Below are 17433 nucleotides of genomic sequence, written 5' to 3' on the forward strand. Positions count from 1 at the left end.
TCATAGTTTCGCGCGGTTAGAAAAGCGCGATCTCGGTATCTTTATCAAACAGATGAATTTTGTTCATATCGAGCGCGAGCGTGATTTTCGCGCCTGAACGAAGGCTGGAACGGGCATCCACGCGCGCCGTCAGCAGCTTCTCGCTACCGAATGCCGTAAAATACAGGTACATCTCTGACCCCATGTTTTCCGCTACCTCGATAACAGCTTCAAAGGTGCTGTTAGGGGAAGCCTCGATAAACAGCGGTTCATCATGGATATCTTCGGGACGGATGCCAAGGACGACAGCTTTGCCAACATAACCCGCATCCCGCACTTTTTTGGCGAGCCCGCCCGGGATGACAACATGCGATTGCGGTGTAGAAATAACGATTTCTCCATTTTCTTCTTTAAGGATACCATTGATAAAGTTCATGGCCGGAGAACCGATAAATCCCGCAACAAACATATTCTTCGGGTGGTCATAAATTTCGGACGGCGTAGCCACCTGCTGAATGACTCCACCTTTCATAACGACAATTCGATCACCCATCGTCATAGCTTCCGTTTGATCGTGGGTTACATAAATCGTAGTGGTTTCTAAACGCTTTTGAAGCTTGCCGATCTCTGTTCTCATCTGCACTCGCAGTTTGGCATCCAGATTGGAAAGAGGTTCATCCATCAGGAAAACCTGCGGTTCCCGCACGATGGCACGGCCGAGCGCCACCCGCTGCCGCTGCCCGCCGGAAAGGGCCTTCGGTTTGCGGTCGAGCAAATGCTCCAGGTCAAGGATACGCGCCGCATCCCGGACGCGTTTATCAATTTCACTTTTGCTTACTTTACGCAGTTTTAAACCAAACGCCATGTTTTCGTAAACATTCATATGCGGGTATAATGCGTAGCTCTGAAATACCATCGCTATGTCGCGGTCCTTCGGCGCCACATCATTGACCCGGCGATCCCCAATATACAAATCACCCCCGGAAATTTCTTCAAGCCCGGCGATCATTCGCAGTGTCGTGGATTTTCCGCAGCCGGACGGTCCGACAAGTACAATAAATTCTTTATCTTTAATTTCCAGATTAAGGTCATCTACAACGGCTACATCACCGTAGTGTTTATTAATATTCTTCAGACTTAACCCTGCCATAAAGGAAACCTCCTCGGATGCTTTTTTTATAGTGTAAGCGTAATCAGAGCAGGAAACCAGTGGGCATCCTATACAAAAAAGACAGGAACCTACTGATCAGATTGTACATCCGTATCCTGTTCCAGCAAGATAAGGAGGATTTTTGCCAATATCGCTTCTTCGAATCTTTTCGGGTCTAATCCGGTCAACGCCTTTATTTTATCCAGCCTGTACTGCAGGGTATTCCGGTGAATGTGCAGATGCCTGGCCGTTTCACTTACATTTAGATTTTGCTCAAAGAATGCGGCCATTGTCAGAGAACCCTCTTTATCGTGCAGGAATTGCCTGAGTGCTTCCTGTTCAGCACCGTACGTTTGAATAAACTTCCTGCCTTCTTCTTTTGTGAGAAGTGATAGAAGTTTTTCGAGCGGATACTTCCACGGTACATACATTTTCTGAGACGCTGTACCGCTTTGATAGAAGGCTTCATAAGCTTCGTACTCCCCCGCCATTTCCATAAACGCGAGCACCCAATCTTCCGGTGAGGCGACAGGATAATATCCCGCAGTTGATAAACGCAGACCGAGTTCTTCCTCCAGCAAGAGCTGCAGACCGACCGTCCACTGTTCGATGATTTCTTCAACGGATTCCTCCACTTGGCCGGCTGCCTCTTCCTCAGACACTGGAACAAGCAGGCCTGCATAGGAAGTCGTACCGGAGGAGGACAAAAAAGAGAAAAAAAGAACGTCGCGCTCATAGTAAGCGCCGATAAACCCTTTCGCTTCCTCAGGAAGCTCAGCGTTTATCAGAAACGGGAAATAGACATTTTCCCCGTTGAACGCGCTATTCTCATCCACCTTGTAAGGAGGTAAGGCAATCCCCTGGCGCCGGTTTTCTAATGCGCGTTTTAACCAGGCATGATCCCGCTCAACAACGCTGCCTATCTGCCTGACCTGCTGAATAACGATGCCGGACACCAGGCGTTTTTCACGCTCGGTAAGATGGGCTTCAATTTTTAATGCTATATTTTCTCCTGTTGGCAATGAGACAAACCAAGCGGTTCCCTCCGCCTCTGCCCGTCTCTCCGCCACCGATAGCGGAAGAGTGACGAGTGTAACAGGGGCGGCAAGCAATGTTTGCATATAGGAGACAAGCCCGTTCAACTGACTGTCGGGTCTGTTCATTTTTTCACTTCCCGTCGGCAGTACTAAATGAATATACGATTATTTTACCACAAGCATTTGATTTTTCCCGATTCCACCAGAAAAACCCTTCCTTGTTTTGTTTCAGGAAGGGTTTTTGGATTTTTTCATTATTTGCCAGGCTTGCCAAGCAGGGCAAACATATTTTTTTTGTAGGCTTCCACACCGGGCTGGTCAAACGGATTGACCCCGAGCAAGTAAGCACTGATACCGCACGCCTTCTCAAAGAAGTAAACGAGTTGGCCGTAGTAATAAGGTGTGATTTCAGGAATGTTTACGCGGAGATTCGGCACGCCGCCTTCGGTATGGGCAAGAATTGTCCCTTCCGCCGCCTTCTCATTTACATTATGGATCGTTTTACCGACAAGGTAATTAAGGCCGTCAATATCTTCTTTCAGAGCCGGGACGTTGATATCGGCCGTCGGTTTTTCTACCCAAAGTGTGGTATTAAACATAACCCGGCTCCCATCCTGAATAAACTGGCCAACTGAATGAAGATCCGTTGTAAAATTCACACTCGCAGGATAAAGGCCTTTGTTATCTTTCCCTTCACTCTCACCAAACAGTTGCTTCCACCATTCGGAGAAATAGATAAGAGAAGCTTCGTAATTTACAAGGAGTTCGATGGTTTTACCTTTACTGTATAAGATATTGCGGATCGCCGCGTACTGGTACGCCGGATTTTTGGTCAAATCCTGTTCTTTGTAGCGTTCGTACCCGTGGGCTGCCCCTGTCATAATCTCGTCAATATCAACTCCGCTTACGGCGATTGGAAGCAGACCAACCGCTGTGAGGACAGAGAAACGGCCGCCTACTTCATCCGGTACAACAAACGTTTCATATCCTTCATCATCGGCTAGCCCTTTCAGCACGCCTTTTGCTTTATCCGTTGTGGTAATGATCCGTTCTCTTGCCCCTTCTTTCCCGTAGCGTTCCTCAATTAAATTGCGGAAAATACGGAACGCCAGAGCCGGCTCAAGCGTGGTCCCGGATTTGGAGATCACATTGATATACAAATCTTTATCTTTGACAAGGTCTAATACCTCGGCAATGTAGGCCGAACTAATATTGTTGCCGACAAAGTAAACGGCCGGTCCCTTGCGTTTTTCCCTTGGCAGCTGGTTGTAAAAAGTGGGCTGAAGCAGTTCAACTGCCGACCGGGCTCCAAGGTAGGAGCCGCCAATGCCGATAACGACAAAAGCCTCGGCTTTTTCCCTGATTTTCCGGCTCACCGCTTTAATGCGGGCGAACTCTTCTTTATCATACGCCAAGGGCCAATCCAGCCAGCCTGTATATTCACTGCCTGCTCCGGTGCCATTGTGCAGCATATCGTGAGCAAGCTGAACTTTCGGCGCTATGTATTCCAGTTCGTGCGGAGCGAAAAAACCGGTTGCCTTGCTATAGTCCAACGTAATTTCTTTCTTCGTCATGAATGGTTAGCCTCCTTGTTTCGTCTGTATCTTACCCATTGGGCAGTATCGGGTGTCACCAAACGTTTTGCTGACAATAATTTTAGAAGGATAGACTCTTGCTTAATTCAATCATGTTTAAATCCACCGGCAGCTTGCCGTTAAATACCTCATCGAAATCAACCGCCACTATCCGGTTGTTCTGCATGCCAACCATTTTGCCCGCCTGCCCCTCGTGAAGCAGATCAACCGCTTTGGCCCCGAGCCGGCTGCCTAACATGCGGTCACAGGCTGATGGCGAGCCTCCCCGCTGCACATGACCAAGAACGGTTACACGCGTATCAAACCCAAGTTTTTCTTCAATGATTTTCCCAATTTCCGCAGCCGGGCACACACCTTCCGCAACCATGATAATGCTGTGTTTTTTCCCGCGGTTGCTTGCTTCCACCAGTCGCTTCAATACATCGTCCATATCGAGTTCTACCTCGGGAATAATGATTGATTCCGCCCCGGCTGTAAGCCCTGCCCACAGGGCAATATCGCCACGATGGCGTCCCATTACTTCAACGACATATGTACGCTCATGCGATGTAGCGGTGTCCCGGATTTTATCGACGGCTTCAATAACAGTATTGACGGCTGTATCAAAGCCCAGTGTTACTTCGGTACCCGGAATGTCATTGTCGATGGTACCCGGAATTCCGATGGTTGGGAAGCCTTTCTCGGAAAGTTTCTGCGCCCCGCGAAACGAGCCGTCTCCCCCGATCACTACAAGCCCTTCTATCCCGTGTTGTTTCAACTGTTCGATCGCTTGAAGCTGACCTTCGTCCGTTTTAAACTCAAGACAACGGGCTGTATGCAGAATGGTGCCTCCGCGGTGGATAATATCTCCAACACTTCCGGCATTCATTGCTTTAATATTTCCCGTCATTAATCCGCTATAGCCATAGTATACCCCGTATACTTCCATATCGATCGAAAGCCCCCGGCGAACAACCGCACGAATGGCCGCATTCATTCCCGGAGAGTCTCCCCCGCTTGTGAGAACCGCTATTTTACGCATTTCCAATCACCCTTTCCCCATGATTAACCTATTTATTAAAGTGTTTTCAAATTTAAATCAACCAACCTCGCAAGCCCGATCATGCCGGCATCATTGCCTAATTGAGCCGGATAAATAATCTCTTCTCCTTTTATCTCTGTAAGCGAGAACTCATTAAACCACTTAATGACCGGTTTGAACAAGATATCACCTGCCGCAGCAAGCCCCCCGCCGATGACAATTCGTCCGGGTGCAATTACCATATACATATTGGCCAGCGCAAAGCCCAGATAATAGGCTGCCTGGTTGACGATCTCCTGCGCCGCGGCATCGCCAAACGCCGCCGCTTCAACCACGTCTTTGCTTGTAATGGTGCCGGCGTCCTTCATTTTATCTGCCAACATGGTTGCCACGCCGTCTCTTACCGCTTTTTCGCCGTAGAACGCGAGAGCAGAAGCGGACGCCTCCGTTTCCAAACAGCCGGTTTTGCCGCAGTTGCACCGTCTGCCATGATCCTTGACGCGGATATGGCCGACTTCCCCCGCATACCCGTTTGTCCCGTTATGAACCGTTCCGTTAATAATGACTCCACCGCCAATGCCGGTGCCAAGTGTGATACACATCAAATCCCTGTAATTTTGCCCCGCCCCTTTCCACATCTCACCGAGAGCGGCGGCATTCGCATCGTTAATCACGAATGCCGGATAGGGGAGATATTCGGCCAGCCTCTTCGTAATCGGAACATCGTGCCAGCCAAGATTAACAGCAGTAGTAACGACGCCTTTCTCCATATCAACAAACCCGGGCACACCAAGACCTGCGCCAAGAATATGTTCTTTGCTGATGCTGTTTTCTTCAAGCATGCGATCCGCAATATCTTTAAATTGCTGCAGGACGCCTTCGAGATTCCCTTCTACTTGAGTGGGAATGTTCTTCTTGTTATGGATATGCCCCGATTTATCGATAAGGCCCGCTTTTATGTTGGTTCCGCCCAAATCATAGCAAAGATACACCGTTTGGCCTCCTCTACGGATACGTTTTTAATATAGCCTTATGTATATAATGTATCCTATATTTTCTTTCCCATTTCAATATTAGCTTTACCACAGACATGGTAACGGGACGATTAAAGTCCCTGCTGTGTGTTTTATGTCCCAAATAAACTAAAACTTATAACTATAACTACTCATGTCTTCTCTTTACCCATGTTACCATAGAGCCTTCGTAAAAAAAACAGATAAACAGATAATTTCATTCCAAATTGTGAACACTATTTTAAGGGTTTTTGGCCCAGTTCATTCATCCATTCTATAGAAGGAGGGCAATTCTTTATGGCAAAACCTGATGACCGTCGTGACAACGTAGAGAAACTGCAAAACATGATCCACAATACAATTGAGAACATGGAAGCGGCGGAGGAAACGGCGGCGAACGGTAATCTGTCCGCAAACCAGCGGGAGCAGATTGAAGCTAAAAACGAACGCCGCGCAGAAAGTATCGACTCGATGCGGGAGGAAATCCGTGACGAAGCCAACGACATGCGTCAGCAGTAACACCAGCAGAATACACCACGTTTTATTTATCCATAAATGAGTCGCGCAGCGGCTCATTTTTTTATGGATCCACACGATATGGAATCATCAAAAAGCCGTTTCCGAAGCAAAAAATTTTGATTGCAATTTGAATTTTCCTTTTATAAACTCTATCCTATAAAATCTAATTTTAGAAATGTATGGAAAACTGTGAAAAAAATAGCAGCTTGCACTGGTGCGCCGCATTTTTATTAACGGGGTGTTGCAAGTAAGCCTTAACTGACCATGCTTCCCTTCCGTTTGGGGACCGGCCCGAAACATCCGGGCAGTTCAAGATGCAGACAGTCGGGCCTAAAAGCGCCCCCAAACTCCAGGGAAGCACTGGCAGATGAATCCTTCCCCCTAATCCGTGGCACATTATGTACAGACGGATTGGAGGGAATGATGTGCCTTCAGAAATAGCCTATGATCTGATGCGGTTTATAGTCGGGATGTCCATTCCGATGTTTGGACTAGGTACCTTCTCTGTGCTGACCTTCTGCCTCGTTAGAAAGCGGGACGAACTCCTTTTGCTCAACGAGCAGGAATCAGATTTTTAATTTCGCATAGAATCGACATACCGGACATCAGCTCACACAAGGAAGCGGGAAACCCCTCCGTCCTTCTCTTCAGAACGGAGGGTTCCCCGCAATGTGTTTACTCATTTACAGTTTTACGGAAAAATGAATCAAGCGCGTATAATCGGCTTCCGTTGATGGCAAGGTAAATCGACATGGCTAACAAAGCCAATTCGAATTCATATCCACCCATTTTTCCATTACCCGTAAACCCGGCGGCGCCTTTAACCATCACGATCGCCCCAACTAAAACCAAGGCGAATAAAATGGAAACAATAGGTGTCCCTATCCCAAGAACCATGGCAATACCGCCGACCACTTCAATAATCGCAACAACATAAGCGGCGAATCCCGGAAGCCCCATACTTTCAAACCATCCGGCAATATTCCCGATGCCGCTGTGAAATTTAATAAGACCATGAATAAAAAAAGTGATTCCCAGAACAAGGCGAAGGATCAGTGCCCCTGCTTCATACCTTCTCGTCATCTGTTAACCTCTCCCTTTGAAAATATATTTTGTTTAATAAAATGATTAAAATTGCAAACAAAGATAGCTTAATGACCCCATATCATAACTTCGGTGAATAACCTTCGCCTCTGTCTCCTGATTACCACTTCCCATGGCAATCAGGAGGGGAACAAAGTGTTCAGGCCTTGGAACAGCCAGTCGGGCATGAGGTGCTTCCTTTTCGTAATGGAACAGTGAAGGCAGCTCCCTGTTCTGTATCTTATCAATCAGCCAGTCATCAAATTCGACCGCCCATGGTTCTGGAGTGGTTTCCCCCCATTTGACAGCCCGTAAATTATGAACCGTCACCCCGCTGCCTATGACTAAAATATCTTCCTTTCCCATCCCCTGCAGCGCTTGCCCTATTTTAAACTGCTCTTCTGCCACAAGATAAGGGTTAACCGAGACTTGCACCACAGGGATATCCGCTTCCGGATACATACGATACAACAGCGTCCACGAGCCATGATCCAAACCTCGTGCCGTATCCTGTCTTGCCGCGATTCTGTGTTTTTTGAACCGCTCTTCTACCATCGAAGCGATTTGTTTGGAGCCTTTCGCTTGATACTTAATGGAATACAATTCGTCTGGGAATCCATAGAAATCATAAATCGTTTCATACACATGTTCTGTGGAAGAAATGGTAAGAATATCACTTTCCCAATGCGCTGTAAAAATCACGATGGCTTTCGGTTTTATTGGTTGAGCAAATTTTTTCAGAAAACCGGTATACTCGGTATTTTCAATCGCAAGCATAGGAGAACCGTGCGCTAAAAATAAAGATGGAACCATTCCCTGTACCTCCTTATCAGTAATTTAGTTAATTACATTTCGTAAGTTAGTATATTATCATAAATATCGGGTGTCAAGTAATTAATTTATGAAAGGTATTTTTATTATAAAAGATAAATTAGTGCTATAATAGGACATAAGTGGGGTGATGAAATTGAACCAATCGTTGCTTTGTCCAAAATTTGAAAAAGCTATGCAAATACTGAGTAAACGCTGGACCGGATTGATTATTTACCAGCTGCTTTCGGGCCCTCAGCGATTTTGTGCCATCGAATCAGCCCTTCCGATTAGTGGAAGGCTGTTGTCAGAAAGACTTAAGGATTTGGAACAGGAAGGGATTGTCAACCGTCAAATCTATCCGGAAGTTCCTGTACGGATCGAGTATTCTCTAACCAAAAAGGGCCTGGCTTTAGAACCTATGCTCAGGGAAATTGAAAAGTGGTCACAAACGTGGGTACAGATAGAAGAGGGGTTATAATATAATACGCGGTTTCATGCTGCTTCATAGGCAAACTAGTTGTATACTTTATTTAGGAGAAACCGTAAAACTCTCCTCCATGCTGTACAGAAAGGAAAAGAAACATGCCATTTTTACGCTTTAAAGGGGTTGAAAAAGCACTTCTCAAAGAAATCGCCCCTGCCCTTATCGACGAATTCTCTCATATCGCTGCGATTCCAAAAGAAATCGTAAAAATTGAGCTTCTAAGTATCGAACAAATCACGGATACGCCACCCAGCCTGGAAATTTTCATGTTTCAAAGGGAAAAGGAAAAACATGACGCCCTCGCTTCGAGACTTTATAGCCTGTTAAGCGAACATGGATATAAAAATATTCATATTTTCTTTGTCATGCTCACCCATTCGCTTTACTATAAAGAAGGCAGCCCGCTAACAGAAATCCCCTCATTGAAACAATCCGTTACTTCATGATCCCAGGATCAAAAATGCTGACAGATACGCTAACCAAACCAATTTTTACTAAGGTAAGCGCGTATTAGATACGACTAATATGCAGCTTACCTTTATTTTTTGTCGATACCGGAATCCCAACCCACTGGTCCCGGCCAGCCGGCTTTTGCTTCTCATCGCCAAAAATTCCCTCTTGAAATACGAATGTTTGTTCCTTATGCTATATATAGTAATAAGAACAAACGTTCCCTTATGGTGGTGATTTTATGGACTGTGAAGCAGAAGAATCCAAATTAGTGAAAGAATACATCCTTCTCCCCATCGTGCTTGATGTCCTGGAAAGAGACATCAAAACCATAGAATCGGTTCCGATAAAAATGCGTGCCATTTATGTTAGAACCTTACGCCGTGTGCAGGACATGGTTGCCGCAGACCTAGCGGTGCTGCGCAAAGGGTTAAGGGAACACGGAATAAAAGTGTATGAACAGCATCGAACGAACATTCACATACAAGCAAGGTACATATGCCAGGGGTATCACCACAATTTTTCTATGCTGTGGGGTTTAATAAAAGCAGAAGTGGAGAAAAGGCTTAGCCTCTATTTAAAAAAATATTTTACAAACGATGGAGCAGGATTATGATGAAGCAATCAGAACGAGTCATTATGCTGGCGGACTGTCAATCTTTTTACGCAAGTGTGGAAAAGGCCGCGCACCCGGAATACAGGCATAAGCCCCTGGTCGTTTCCGGGGACCCTGCGCGGCATTCAGGGATTATCCTTGCCGCGTGCCCCCTCGCAAAAAAATACGGGGTCACAACGGCAGAAAGGTTGGGCACAGCGCTTGGCAAATGCCCGGACCTTGTGGTCGTGCGGCCGCGCATGGAGGAATATATTAGGGTCTCCTTACAAATTACAGAACTCCTGCAGTCCTACACCGATTTAGTGGAGCCTTATAGCATTGATGAACAGCATCTTGACGTGACAAACAGCCTGCGGCTTTTCGGAGACCCTGTAACGATCGCCAAACATATTCAGCAAAGAGTCATGAATGAAACCGGTATCTACACGAGGATTGGCATCAGTTACTGCAAAGTCATCAGCAAAATGGCGTGCGATAATTTCGCCAAGAAAAATAAGACCGGAATTTTTCAATTATCCAAGAAAGAACTCCCCGCCGTGTTATGGCCATTGCCGGTTGAACAAATGTTTATGGTCGGTTCCAGAATGGCCCGCCACTTGTACCGTATAGGCATTCAAACCATCGGTGACCTGGCGCAGACCTCTCTGTCGAGGTTGCGAAGCCATTGGGGAATCAACGGAGAGGTGCTCTGGCGGATCGCCAACGGAATTGACTCTTCACCCGTAACTCCGGAGACGCACGACCAGCAAAAAGGGTTTGGCCAGCACATGACACTGCCAAGGAATTATTCCACTCTGGAAGAGATTGAGGTTGTCCTGTTAGAGCTGTCAGAGCTCGTTTGCCAGCGCTGCCGGGCCAGAGGATGCATGGGTTCGGTGGTAACGGTCAGCTGTCAGGGATATGATTTTAACCGCCCAACGGGGTTTTCACGGCAAATGAAAATGGCCGACCCTACGAATGTGACAGATGAGGTGTATAAAACGGCTCGTACGTTGTTTCGCCGCCATTGGGACCGTCACCCTATCCGCAGGATCGGAATCGCCCTGACGGATCTGGTAAGCGATGCACAGTACCAGCTTTCCTTATTCGGTGACCGGGAAAAGAAAATGGCGCTTGAACATACAACGGATTCGATAAAAAACAAATTTGGTAATACCGCTATTATGCGGGCGGTTTCTTTGACGGAAGCCGGGCAAGCAAGAGATCGAGCGCAAAAAATTGGAGGGCACTATAAATGAGTAAAAAATTGCAAGAGAACGGTTTGTTTGAATCTTCCCGTATGATGCTCCCCGAGCACAAAGAAGCTTATATTAGACATCAACAAAATTTGCAGAAAAAAAAGCTCCCGCTGCTGGATGAACAAGAGATTGACCGTTTATCTTACCTCATTGCTCATTCCATGTTAACAGGAAAAAAAATCACCGTTACATTATTCGACGACTTCGAAGAGAGGAAAATTTCAGGGAAAATTCACAATATTGACCAGCAAAAAGGAACCATAAAGTTATCTAACGAAATGGGACGTAACTTGATTTCGTTTCATGAAATTATCAATATAGAGGAATAGATGTACGTTGATCTTTTTTGAGACCTATCCGATTAGAGTTCTCCTTTACTGAGTTGGACTCTTCCACGGCTTAGTTTGCGTTTGATGACACTGTATTGATAGAATAATACTAACCTTATACGGAAAGAGAATGACGATTCTCCGTGATAGTGATACCTTATATGTGGACAGCCAGGGAGGATCCTCATTTTTATAGAAAGGATGAAACATCTTGAGTCTAGGTAAGAAACTCCTGATTAAGAGCGGATATCGTTTAACTCTAGTCAATCGTGACGAACAACATACTAAAAGATCTAAATAATCAAACAAAACCCGTTTCGATGACATACTGGAACGGGTGTTTTACTATAATTTTATGTAAAGGTGATCTTGACGCAAACTATCCTGCAATGATTTAATAGTTTCGTTCCAAGGCACGGAGCTTATACATACAAGAAAGAGGGATTTACTATGAAATTTGAGAGCTATGAACACGTGGAAGCTGCCATCTGGAATATTGTCGAGGAAGAGATTATCGGAGCGCCATTTATGCAAACGCTGCTTGCGGGTGAATGGAGCAAGCACCAGGTGGCTGAATTTGCTTTGCAGTACAGCTACTACAGCCGCAATTTTCCACGCGTCCTGGGAGCCGCCATTGCCGCGGTAGAACCGGAGGATGATTGGTGGATTTCGATTGCCGACAATCTCTGGGATGAAGCCGGCCGCGGGAAACCGCAAGCCTACCACTCCCGACTGTATCACTCGTTCCTGATTACGGCCGCACCCGATGTGCCAACGAATGAAAAATATATTCCCGACTACCCTGTATCCCCGGCGGCGAGAGAAGCAGTTGATTCCTTCATCTCTTTCTTACGAACCGCAACCCCGCTTGAAGCCATGGCTGCTATCGGATTTGGTTCCGAAATGTTTGCCGGCAAAGTCATGGGCCTGATCGGCCAGGGGTTAAAACATGAAAATTATAACAAAGAAATGCCGTTGAATGTTACCTTTTGGACCGTGCATGCCGACACGCATGAGCCGCGGCATTATGAACTTTGCAAAAATGTCTTGACCCGCTTCACTACGGCGGACGACCTGGAGAGCATGTACCGCGCCGGCGCCTACATTACACGTTCAGAGGCACGCTTTTACAACAAAATATTTAAAAATTTTTAAGCCTATCTTTCCTCTTTTGCATACCATGATCAAGGATCAAAAGAGGAGGGATTACTGGTGAAAGAAAGCCTTGAACAGCTCATCACATGGAGCAAGAACCATATTGAGTACCTTGAAACATTAGAGAATGGCTCATCATCCGGGCGGTTCGCCGATTTATTGCATGAATTCACGCACGTTAAAAAAACCGCCGAAAGCTTTATCGAACGCACCACAGAAGTAGTGGATAATGCGGCCGAGGTGTATGCGTTATTCGAACGCTCAGAGCATTTATATAAAACGCTTATCAGCTTACTGGAAGAGAGCGGAGCGCTGTCGCTTGCCGAACATCTCCTGCTCGTAAGCGGGGTTGAGGAAGAACAGCGAAAGGATGACGTGTCCAGTTCACCTGCGGGACAGCCGGTTCCAATCGGCGGACATAACCTCCCTCCCCTGCCGTATCCTTATAACGCCCTCGAACCTCATATTGATGAAAAAACGATGCGGCTACACCACGACAAGCACCATAAATCGTATGTCGAAGGGCTCAATAAGGCGGAAAAGGAAATGCAGCGTGCCCGCCAAAAAAATGATTTTGTACTGATAAAACACTGGGAGCGGGAAGCCGCTTTTAACGGAGCCGGCCATTACCTGCATACGATTTTCTGGCATAATATGAGTCCGAACGGCGGCGGCCGTCCTACCGGGGCGATTGCGCAGGAAATTGACCGGACGTTCGGAAGTTTCGATGCGTTTAAGGCCCACTTCTCTGCCGCTGCAGAGAAAGTCGAGGGGGGCGGCTGGGCGCTGCTCGTCTGGAGCCCCCGCTCTCATCGCATGGAGATTCTTCAGGCGGAAAAACATCAGAATCTTTCGCAGCAGGATGTAATCCCTCTGCTTGTACTTGACGTATGGGAGCATTCGTACTATTTAAAGTATAATGACCGGCGCCCCGAGTATATCGATGCCTGGTGGAATGTTGTCAACTGGAGCGATGTCAACGAACGCTTCCTTCCGGCACGCAAACTGCAATGGACCGCTTTTTAACCGGTACATGTAAACGGACGACTGAAATGAAGGGCTCCTTGTCAAAAAAGGATAGTTCTGATTTGCCCGCGTACAGCAAAGGTTGCACCTTCACTATCGATGTACGCCACGCGCGTTTTTCTTATATCATTAAGGAAAAATTCATGCTATTGTTAATATAGAAAAATCCGAGACAGATGTAAGGGAGAACAGCATGGAAGTTTCCACAGTTTTATCTTCAATTGCTATCATGACGATTATGATTGGAATAGGAAGTTTGCTGACCCTCAGGGTTCCTTTTACAGCCGAGCGGCGGGAATTATTAATGACCCTCATTGTCAATGTGGCACTTCCGTTCATTATTATAAGCGGGGTATTTCATACGAGAATGGACGGGCAATTTCTTCTTCTCATTTTGGGTACCTTCGTTATTTCCATCATCGTTAACTGCATTGGAATTGCCATGGGGTGGCTGGCCGCCCGCAGCATCGGTGCCGGACACGAAAAAGTGCGGGAGATGGCTATTCTGTCAGGACTTGGAAATACCGGATTTATCGGCCTTCCGCTGTGTGCCATGTTGTTTGGCGCGAAAGGCGGGGTTTTGGCTGCGGTTTTTGATTCAGGGCTCGATTTTACCATTTGGACATTAGGCGTGATGATGCTGCAGCGGAAAAAATTCTCGTTCCGTTCGCTGAAAGAATTGATAAACATTCCAATGATGGCGATTGTAACCGGGCTGCTTGTTGCCGTCCTTAAACTTTCGCCCCCATTTTTCCTCATCCGGCTAAGCGATTCTCTGGCAAGTCTGGCCTCCCCACTGGCCATGATTTATATCGGAATGTTAATACCGTCTCTCTTGAGGAAGAAATCCGCTTCCATCCGGCAGATTGGCATGCCGCTTATTATGAAACTGCTTATTTTCCCGGTCGTTATTGCTCTGCTTGTACATATTGTTCCATTGCACAAAGAGATAACACAGGTCGTTATCGTTCAGTCCACAATGCCCACCATTTCGCTCGCCTCTATCCTCTTCGCACGATATTCGGCAGACGAAGAATACGGAGCTATGGCAACGGTGTTTTCTACCTTATTATCCATGATGACGATCCCGTTTATGATAGCCGTTGGTTTTTATATCCTAAAGTAGAGTGCGATGTATCAAGTCTCCCTTTTTTGTACCCCTGGCCCTTTAATGACTGAATCGCACGAATCGCTTCATCTTCTGTATAAAAAACTCCAACAATTTTCTTTTCCATCGGGTACATCCCTCCATACAATTTTTGTTCACACTTACTCTTACCCTGCTTAAACGGAATTTCAAACAACGATTTTACACAGGAACAAAAGGAAGGAAACGGCAATAGTTTAGTATAAAAGTATTAGTTTTATACTAAGGGCCGTGATATAATCATCACAGAGTTCTTTAAATAGTTAGTTATTTATAGAAAATCAGGAAGAGTTTTTAAAGGAAGGAGAGCGTACTTATGAGCTGTTGTCCATTTAAAGATTTGTTGGGAAACGAACGTGGGTCATTCAGCTTTTTAAAGGGAGCAAAGAAAAATACATCCTTTCCCGAAGCCGATTCGCCGGCTGTGCCCTCCGATAATAATGCGGGCAAAAAGTATCAGGAGCTTCTTAGCAGCCAGGAAAATTCCAAGGTTCAGTTTCTTGGCTTAAAAGAAGAGGATGTGACCCGGCTGGCAAGCCTACGACCCATATTTGAGAAGAATGTGGGAGATATTGTTAAATTTTTTTACGAACATGTCAGCGATGTTCCTTTATTGATAGAGATTGTTAACAACCATAGCTCGGTAGACAATCTGCGGAAAACATTAGAATGTTATCTTCTTGACATGGTTTCCGGAAACATTGGAAAAGACTACATCATTCGCCGAAAAATTATTGGTAATGTACACAACCGGATCAATCTTTTCCCCGAATGGTATATCGGTGCCTTTACACACATCCAAAATGAAGTACTCAGCATGCTGGTACGGGAATTAGAACCGTCTGCTGCACTCGAAGCGTTTTACTCCTTCCAGCGCCTGTGCTCGTTTGATATGCAGATTGCGATATCTACGTATATCGATTCCTACACATCGTCGATGATGAAGCTCAACGAAATCGAACGCATTCAGCACCATTTAACTGAATCGTCAGAGATGTTAGTAGCTACCGCTGAGGAAACGACCGCTTCTATCAATGAAAAAGAGAGACACGTTGTTGAGATGCTGGAAGGCACAAGGGTCATTCAGGAAGGATCGACCCAGATGGTAGAGCAGGTAGAAGAAGGAAAGCAGGAAATTGAAGCAGCTTTGTTAGAAATTGACAGGATTGTTGAAGTGATAGAAGAAACAAGGACAAAATCGCAGGAACTGATTGAGAGTTCCAATAAAATTGGGGAAGTCGTCCAGGTCATCCATGCAATTTCGAACAAAACAAACGTGTTGTCACTTAATGCAAGCATTGAGGCAGCTCGTGCAGGTGAGCATGGCCGGGGTTTCACGGTAGTAGCCAAAGAAGTGCGAAATCTGGCGCTCCAAACCCAATCTGCGCTTGATCATATTCAGGAACAAATCACCCGTGTTCAGACCAATGTGATAGAATTCGAGAATTCCTTTAAACAAATTGCCTTGCAAACGAGTAAATTCCGGGATATTAACAAGTCCATTATGAGTATTATGGATGATTCTTCCGTACACGTTCGGGAAAACAGCGAGAAAATTCAACGCGTAAGCCGGCATATCCATGATTTCCAGCAAACCTTCAAAGAAATATCAGATGCCTCCGAGCAGGTGGCAAAGATGGCGGAAGAACTGAGTATTTTAAGCAATCAATTGAATGACACATTCGATCTTAAATAACTAGAGAAACGCAGAGGTGGAGACACTGTGGAGACAGAGAAATTCTTGTATGAAAGCAAAGAGTTTGCATCCCTGCAAGAAATGTCGGAGAGCCTGCTACATGAAGCCAATCAACAGATTATTCGAATTGACATGGGGGAACTGCCGAATACAGCTGAAGTAAGAAACTATATAAAGTGGCGCCTGCTTCATTTGCAATATCACTTTAACGATAAAATACCGCACGAACTTCGAACCACCTACAATTCTTTATGAGGCCAGCTTTATCGTTTGGAACATCAGAGCGAATATCGCCATCCATACCTCAAACAATTGCTGGAACAACTGCATGCTGAACTATGAATGCACCCAACTGGCAGATGACGAATTGAAAAAACATGTTGACGTGATGATGAACCAGGTGAGCGATTATTTATCGCTGTCGCCGGAAAGCCTGCTGTATTATAATATCTATTTATCCATATGGGAGCTCCTCCTGAATATTATCAATCATAATAAGGCCGGGGATCATACAGTAAACGTTGCGGTATGGTGGACAGAAAAAGAAATCTTTTTGCAGATTAAACATGAGGGCGGCGGATTCGATTGGGAGAACTGCATGGCGTGCGAATTACCATCAGATGAACACGCGAGAGGAAGAGGGTTATTTCTTGTAAGCCATGTCAGTAAGACGTTTTCGTTTAACTCTACAGGCCAGATCGCAACTGTTACATTTGAACGGGTGTAAAGGAGGATATATAATATGGTTACTTTTATTGAACACGGGGAGACAATACATCTCCATTTCGAGGGGGACATCAACTTTGAAACGGTGAGGAAGATCGAGGTAAAAATACGAGACTGGATCGTTCCATCCCATACTAAAAAGATAACACTTGATTTTCAAAAAGTAAAGTTCGTGGACAGCACGGGAGTGGGCTTTTTGATTAGCCGGATTCATCCCTTAACCTCCCGCTATCAAGTGGAGATAAACAACGCTTCTCTGCCGGTAAAAAACATTTTGCAAATTTGCAAATTAGATAGCCTGGTTAAAATTTTATGAATTAGCCGAGAACACTCGTGACTTCCGTCATGAGATGAAT

22 protein-coding genes are annotated in these 17433 nt (G+C 45.8%); 14 read left to right on the forward strand and 8 right to left on the reverse strand.

The genetic code is table 11. The annotated features are described in order from the left end of the window. Positions 1–16: 16 nt before the first annotated feature. The 5 genes from H525_RS0108885 to H525_RS0108905 form a co-directional block, all read right to left on the reverse strand. The gene (locus H525_RS0108885; RefSeq protein WP_027415919.1) at positions 17–1129 is read right to left on the reverse strand and encodes an ABC transporter ATP-binding protein; all 1113 of its coding nucleotides are present in this window, start codon (positions 1127–1129) and stop codon (positions 17–19) included. 89 nt (positions 1130–1218) lie between these two features. Further along, positions 1219–2292 carry a PucR family transcriptional regulator gene (locus H525_RS0108890; protein ID WP_027415920.1) on the reverse strand — a complete coding sequence of 358 codons (1074 nt, stop codon included), beginning with the start codon at positions 2290–2292 and terminating at the stop codon, positions 1219–1221. 128 nt (positions 2293–2420) lie between these two features. Continuing rightward, positions 2421–3740, reverse strand: a complete 1320-nt coding sequence (locus tag H525_RS23400) for a glucose-6-phosphate isomerase (RefSeq protein ID WP_035100459.1) — start codon at positions 3738–3740, stop codon at positions 2421–2423. Positions 3741–3822: 82 nt separating this feature from the next. Beyond that, a complete protein-coding gene (pfkA, locus tag H525_RS0108900; RefSeq protein WP_027415921.1) occupies positions 3823–4782 on the reverse strand; it encodes a 6-phosphofructokinase in 960 nt (319 codons plus the stop codon). A gap of 35 nt (positions 4783–4817) precedes the next feature. Continuing rightward, positions 4818–5774: an ROK family glucokinase gene (locus H525_RS0108905; RefSeq protein ID WP_027415922.1), complete on the reverse strand. Its 957-nt coding sequence runs from the start codon at positions 5772–5774 to the stop codon at positions 4818–4820. A 318-nt stretch (positions 5775–6092) separates the two neighbouring features. Here H525_RS0108905 and tlp point away from each other — a divergent pair, with 318 nt between their 5' ends. Both tlp and H525_RS27190 read left to right on the forward strand, forming a co-directional pair. Further along, positions 6093–6314: a small acid-soluble spore protein Tlp gene (gene tlp, locus H525_RS0108910; RefSeq protein ID WP_027415923.1), complete on the forward strand. Its 222-nt coding sequence runs from the start codon at positions 6093–6095 to the stop codon at positions 6312–6314. 425 nt (positions 6315–6739) lie between these two features. Next, positions 6740–6892, forward strand: a complete 153-nt coding sequence (locus H525_RS27190) for a hypothetical protein (RefSeq protein ID WP_155837203.1) — start codon at positions 6740–6742, stop codon at positions 6890–6892. A 97-nt stretch (positions 6893–6989) separates the two neighbouring features. On the opposite strand, the gene H525_RS0108920 is transcribed toward H525_RS27190, so the two are convergent. Beyond that, positions 6990–7397, reverse strand: coding sequence for a DoxX family protein (locus H525_RS0108920; protein ID WP_027415924.1), 408 nt, complete (start codon positions 7395–7397; stop codon positions 6990–6992). A 45-nt stretch (positions 7398–7442) separates the two neighbouring features. Beyond that, positions 7443–8210, reverse strand: a complete 768-nt coding sequence (locus H525_RS0108925; RefSeq protein ID WP_027415925.1) for a DODA-type extradiol aromatic ring-opening family dioxygenase — start codon at positions 8208–8210, stop codon at positions 7443–7445. Between the two features lie 154 nt (positions 8211–8364). Here H525_RS0108925 and H525_RS0108930 point away from each other — a divergent pair, with 154 nt between their 5' ends. From H525_RS0108930 to H525_RS0108965, 8 genes are all read left to right on the forward strand, one after another. Continuing rightward, a complete protein-coding gene (locus H525_RS0108930; RefSeq protein ID WP_027415926.1) occupies positions 8365–8688 on the forward strand; it encodes a winged helix-turn-helix transcriptional regulator in 324 nt (107 codons plus the stop codon). 104 nt (positions 8689–8792) lie between these two features. After that, positions 8793–9140, forward strand: a complete 348-nt coding sequence (locus H525_RS0108935; protein ID WP_027415927.1) for a DUF1904 family protein — start codon at positions 8793–8795, stop codon at positions 9138–9140. A 245-nt stretch (positions 9141–9385) separates the two neighbouring features. Continuing rightward, positions 9386–9760, forward strand: coding sequence for a YhjD family protein (locus H525_RS0108940; protein ID WP_027415928.1), 375 nt, complete (start codon positions 9386–9388; stop codon positions 9758–9760). Next, positions 9757–10998 (forward strand): DNA polymerase IV, encoded by a 1242-nt coding sequence (locus H525_RS0108945; protein WP_155837204.1) that lies wholly within the window; start codon positions 9757–9759, stop codon positions 10996–10998. Before H525_RS0108940 ends, H525_RS0108945 begins: the two co-directional genes overlap by 4 nt. Further along, positions 10995–11327 (forward strand): YolD-like family protein, encoded by a 333-nt coding sequence (locus tag H525_RS0108950; RefSeq protein ID WP_027415930.1) that lies wholly within the window; start codon positions 10995–10997, stop codon positions 11325–11327. Before H525_RS0108945 ends, H525_RS0108950 begins: the two co-directional genes overlap by 4 nt. 450 nt (positions 11328–11777) lie before the next feature. Continuing rightward, positions 11778–12482 carry an iron-containing redox enzyme family protein gene (locus H525_RS0108955; protein WP_027415931.1) on the forward strand — a complete coding sequence of 235 codons (705 nt, stop codon included), beginning with the start codon at positions 11778–11780 and terminating at the stop codon, positions 12480–12482. Positions 12483–12539: 57 nt separating this feature from the next. Then, complete coding sequence (locus H525_RS23405; protein ID WP_081413314.1) at positions 12540–13508, forward strand: superoxide dismutase; 969 nt, start codon at positions 12540–12542, stop codon at positions 13506–13508. A 193-nt stretch (positions 13509–13701) separates the two neighbouring features. Next, positions 13702–14634, forward strand: a complete 933-nt coding sequence (locus H525_RS0108965) for an AEC family transporter (RefSeq protein ID WP_027415932.1) — start codon at positions 13702–13704, stop codon at positions 14632–14634. Here H525_RS0108965 and H525_RS27195 read toward each other — a convergent pair. After that, the gene (locus H525_RS27195) at positions 14600–14743 is read right to left on the reverse strand and encodes a hypothetical protein (RefSeq protein WP_155837205.1); all 144 of its coding nucleotides are present in this window, start codon (positions 14741–14743) and stop codon (positions 14600–14602) included. The genes H525_RS0108965 and H525_RS27195 overlap by 35 nt on opposite strands. A gap of 228 nt (positions 14744–14971) precedes the next feature. On the opposite strand from H525_RS27195, the gene H525_RS23410 reads away from it, so the two are divergent. From H525_RS23410 to H525_RS0108990, 4 genes are all read left to right on the forward strand, one after another. Further along, positions 14972–16351: a globin-coupled sensor protein gene (locus H525_RS23410; protein WP_035100464.1), complete on the forward strand. Its 1380-nt coding sequence runs from the start codon at positions 14972–14974 to the stop codon at positions 16349–16351. Positions 16352–16378: 27 nt separating this feature from the next. Beyond that, positions 16379–16606, forward strand: coding sequence for a hypothetical protein (locus H525_RS23415; protein ID WP_245590437.1), 228 nt, complete (start codon positions 16379–16381; stop codon positions 16604–16606). Between the two features lie 73 nt (positions 16607–16679). Beyond that, complete coding sequence (locus H525_RS0108985; RefSeq protein WP_027415933.1) at positions 16680–17078, forward strand: ATP-binding protein; 399 nt, start codon at positions 16680–16682, stop codon at positions 17076–17078. Between the two features lie 15 nt (positions 17079–17093). Then, the gene (locus H525_RS0108990) at positions 17094–17393 is read left to right on the forward strand and encodes an STAS domain-containing protein (RefSeq protein WP_027415934.1); all 300 of its coding nucleotides are present in this window, start codon (positions 17094–17096) and stop codon (positions 17391–17393) included. Positions 17394–17433 lie beyond the last annotated feature (40 nt).

The organism is Aneurinibacillus terranovensis DSM 18919 (assembly GCF_000430625.1).
GTDB lineage: Bacteria > Bacillota > Bacilli > Aneurinibacillales > Aneurinibacillaceae > Aneurinibacillus_B > Aneurinibacillus_B terranovensis.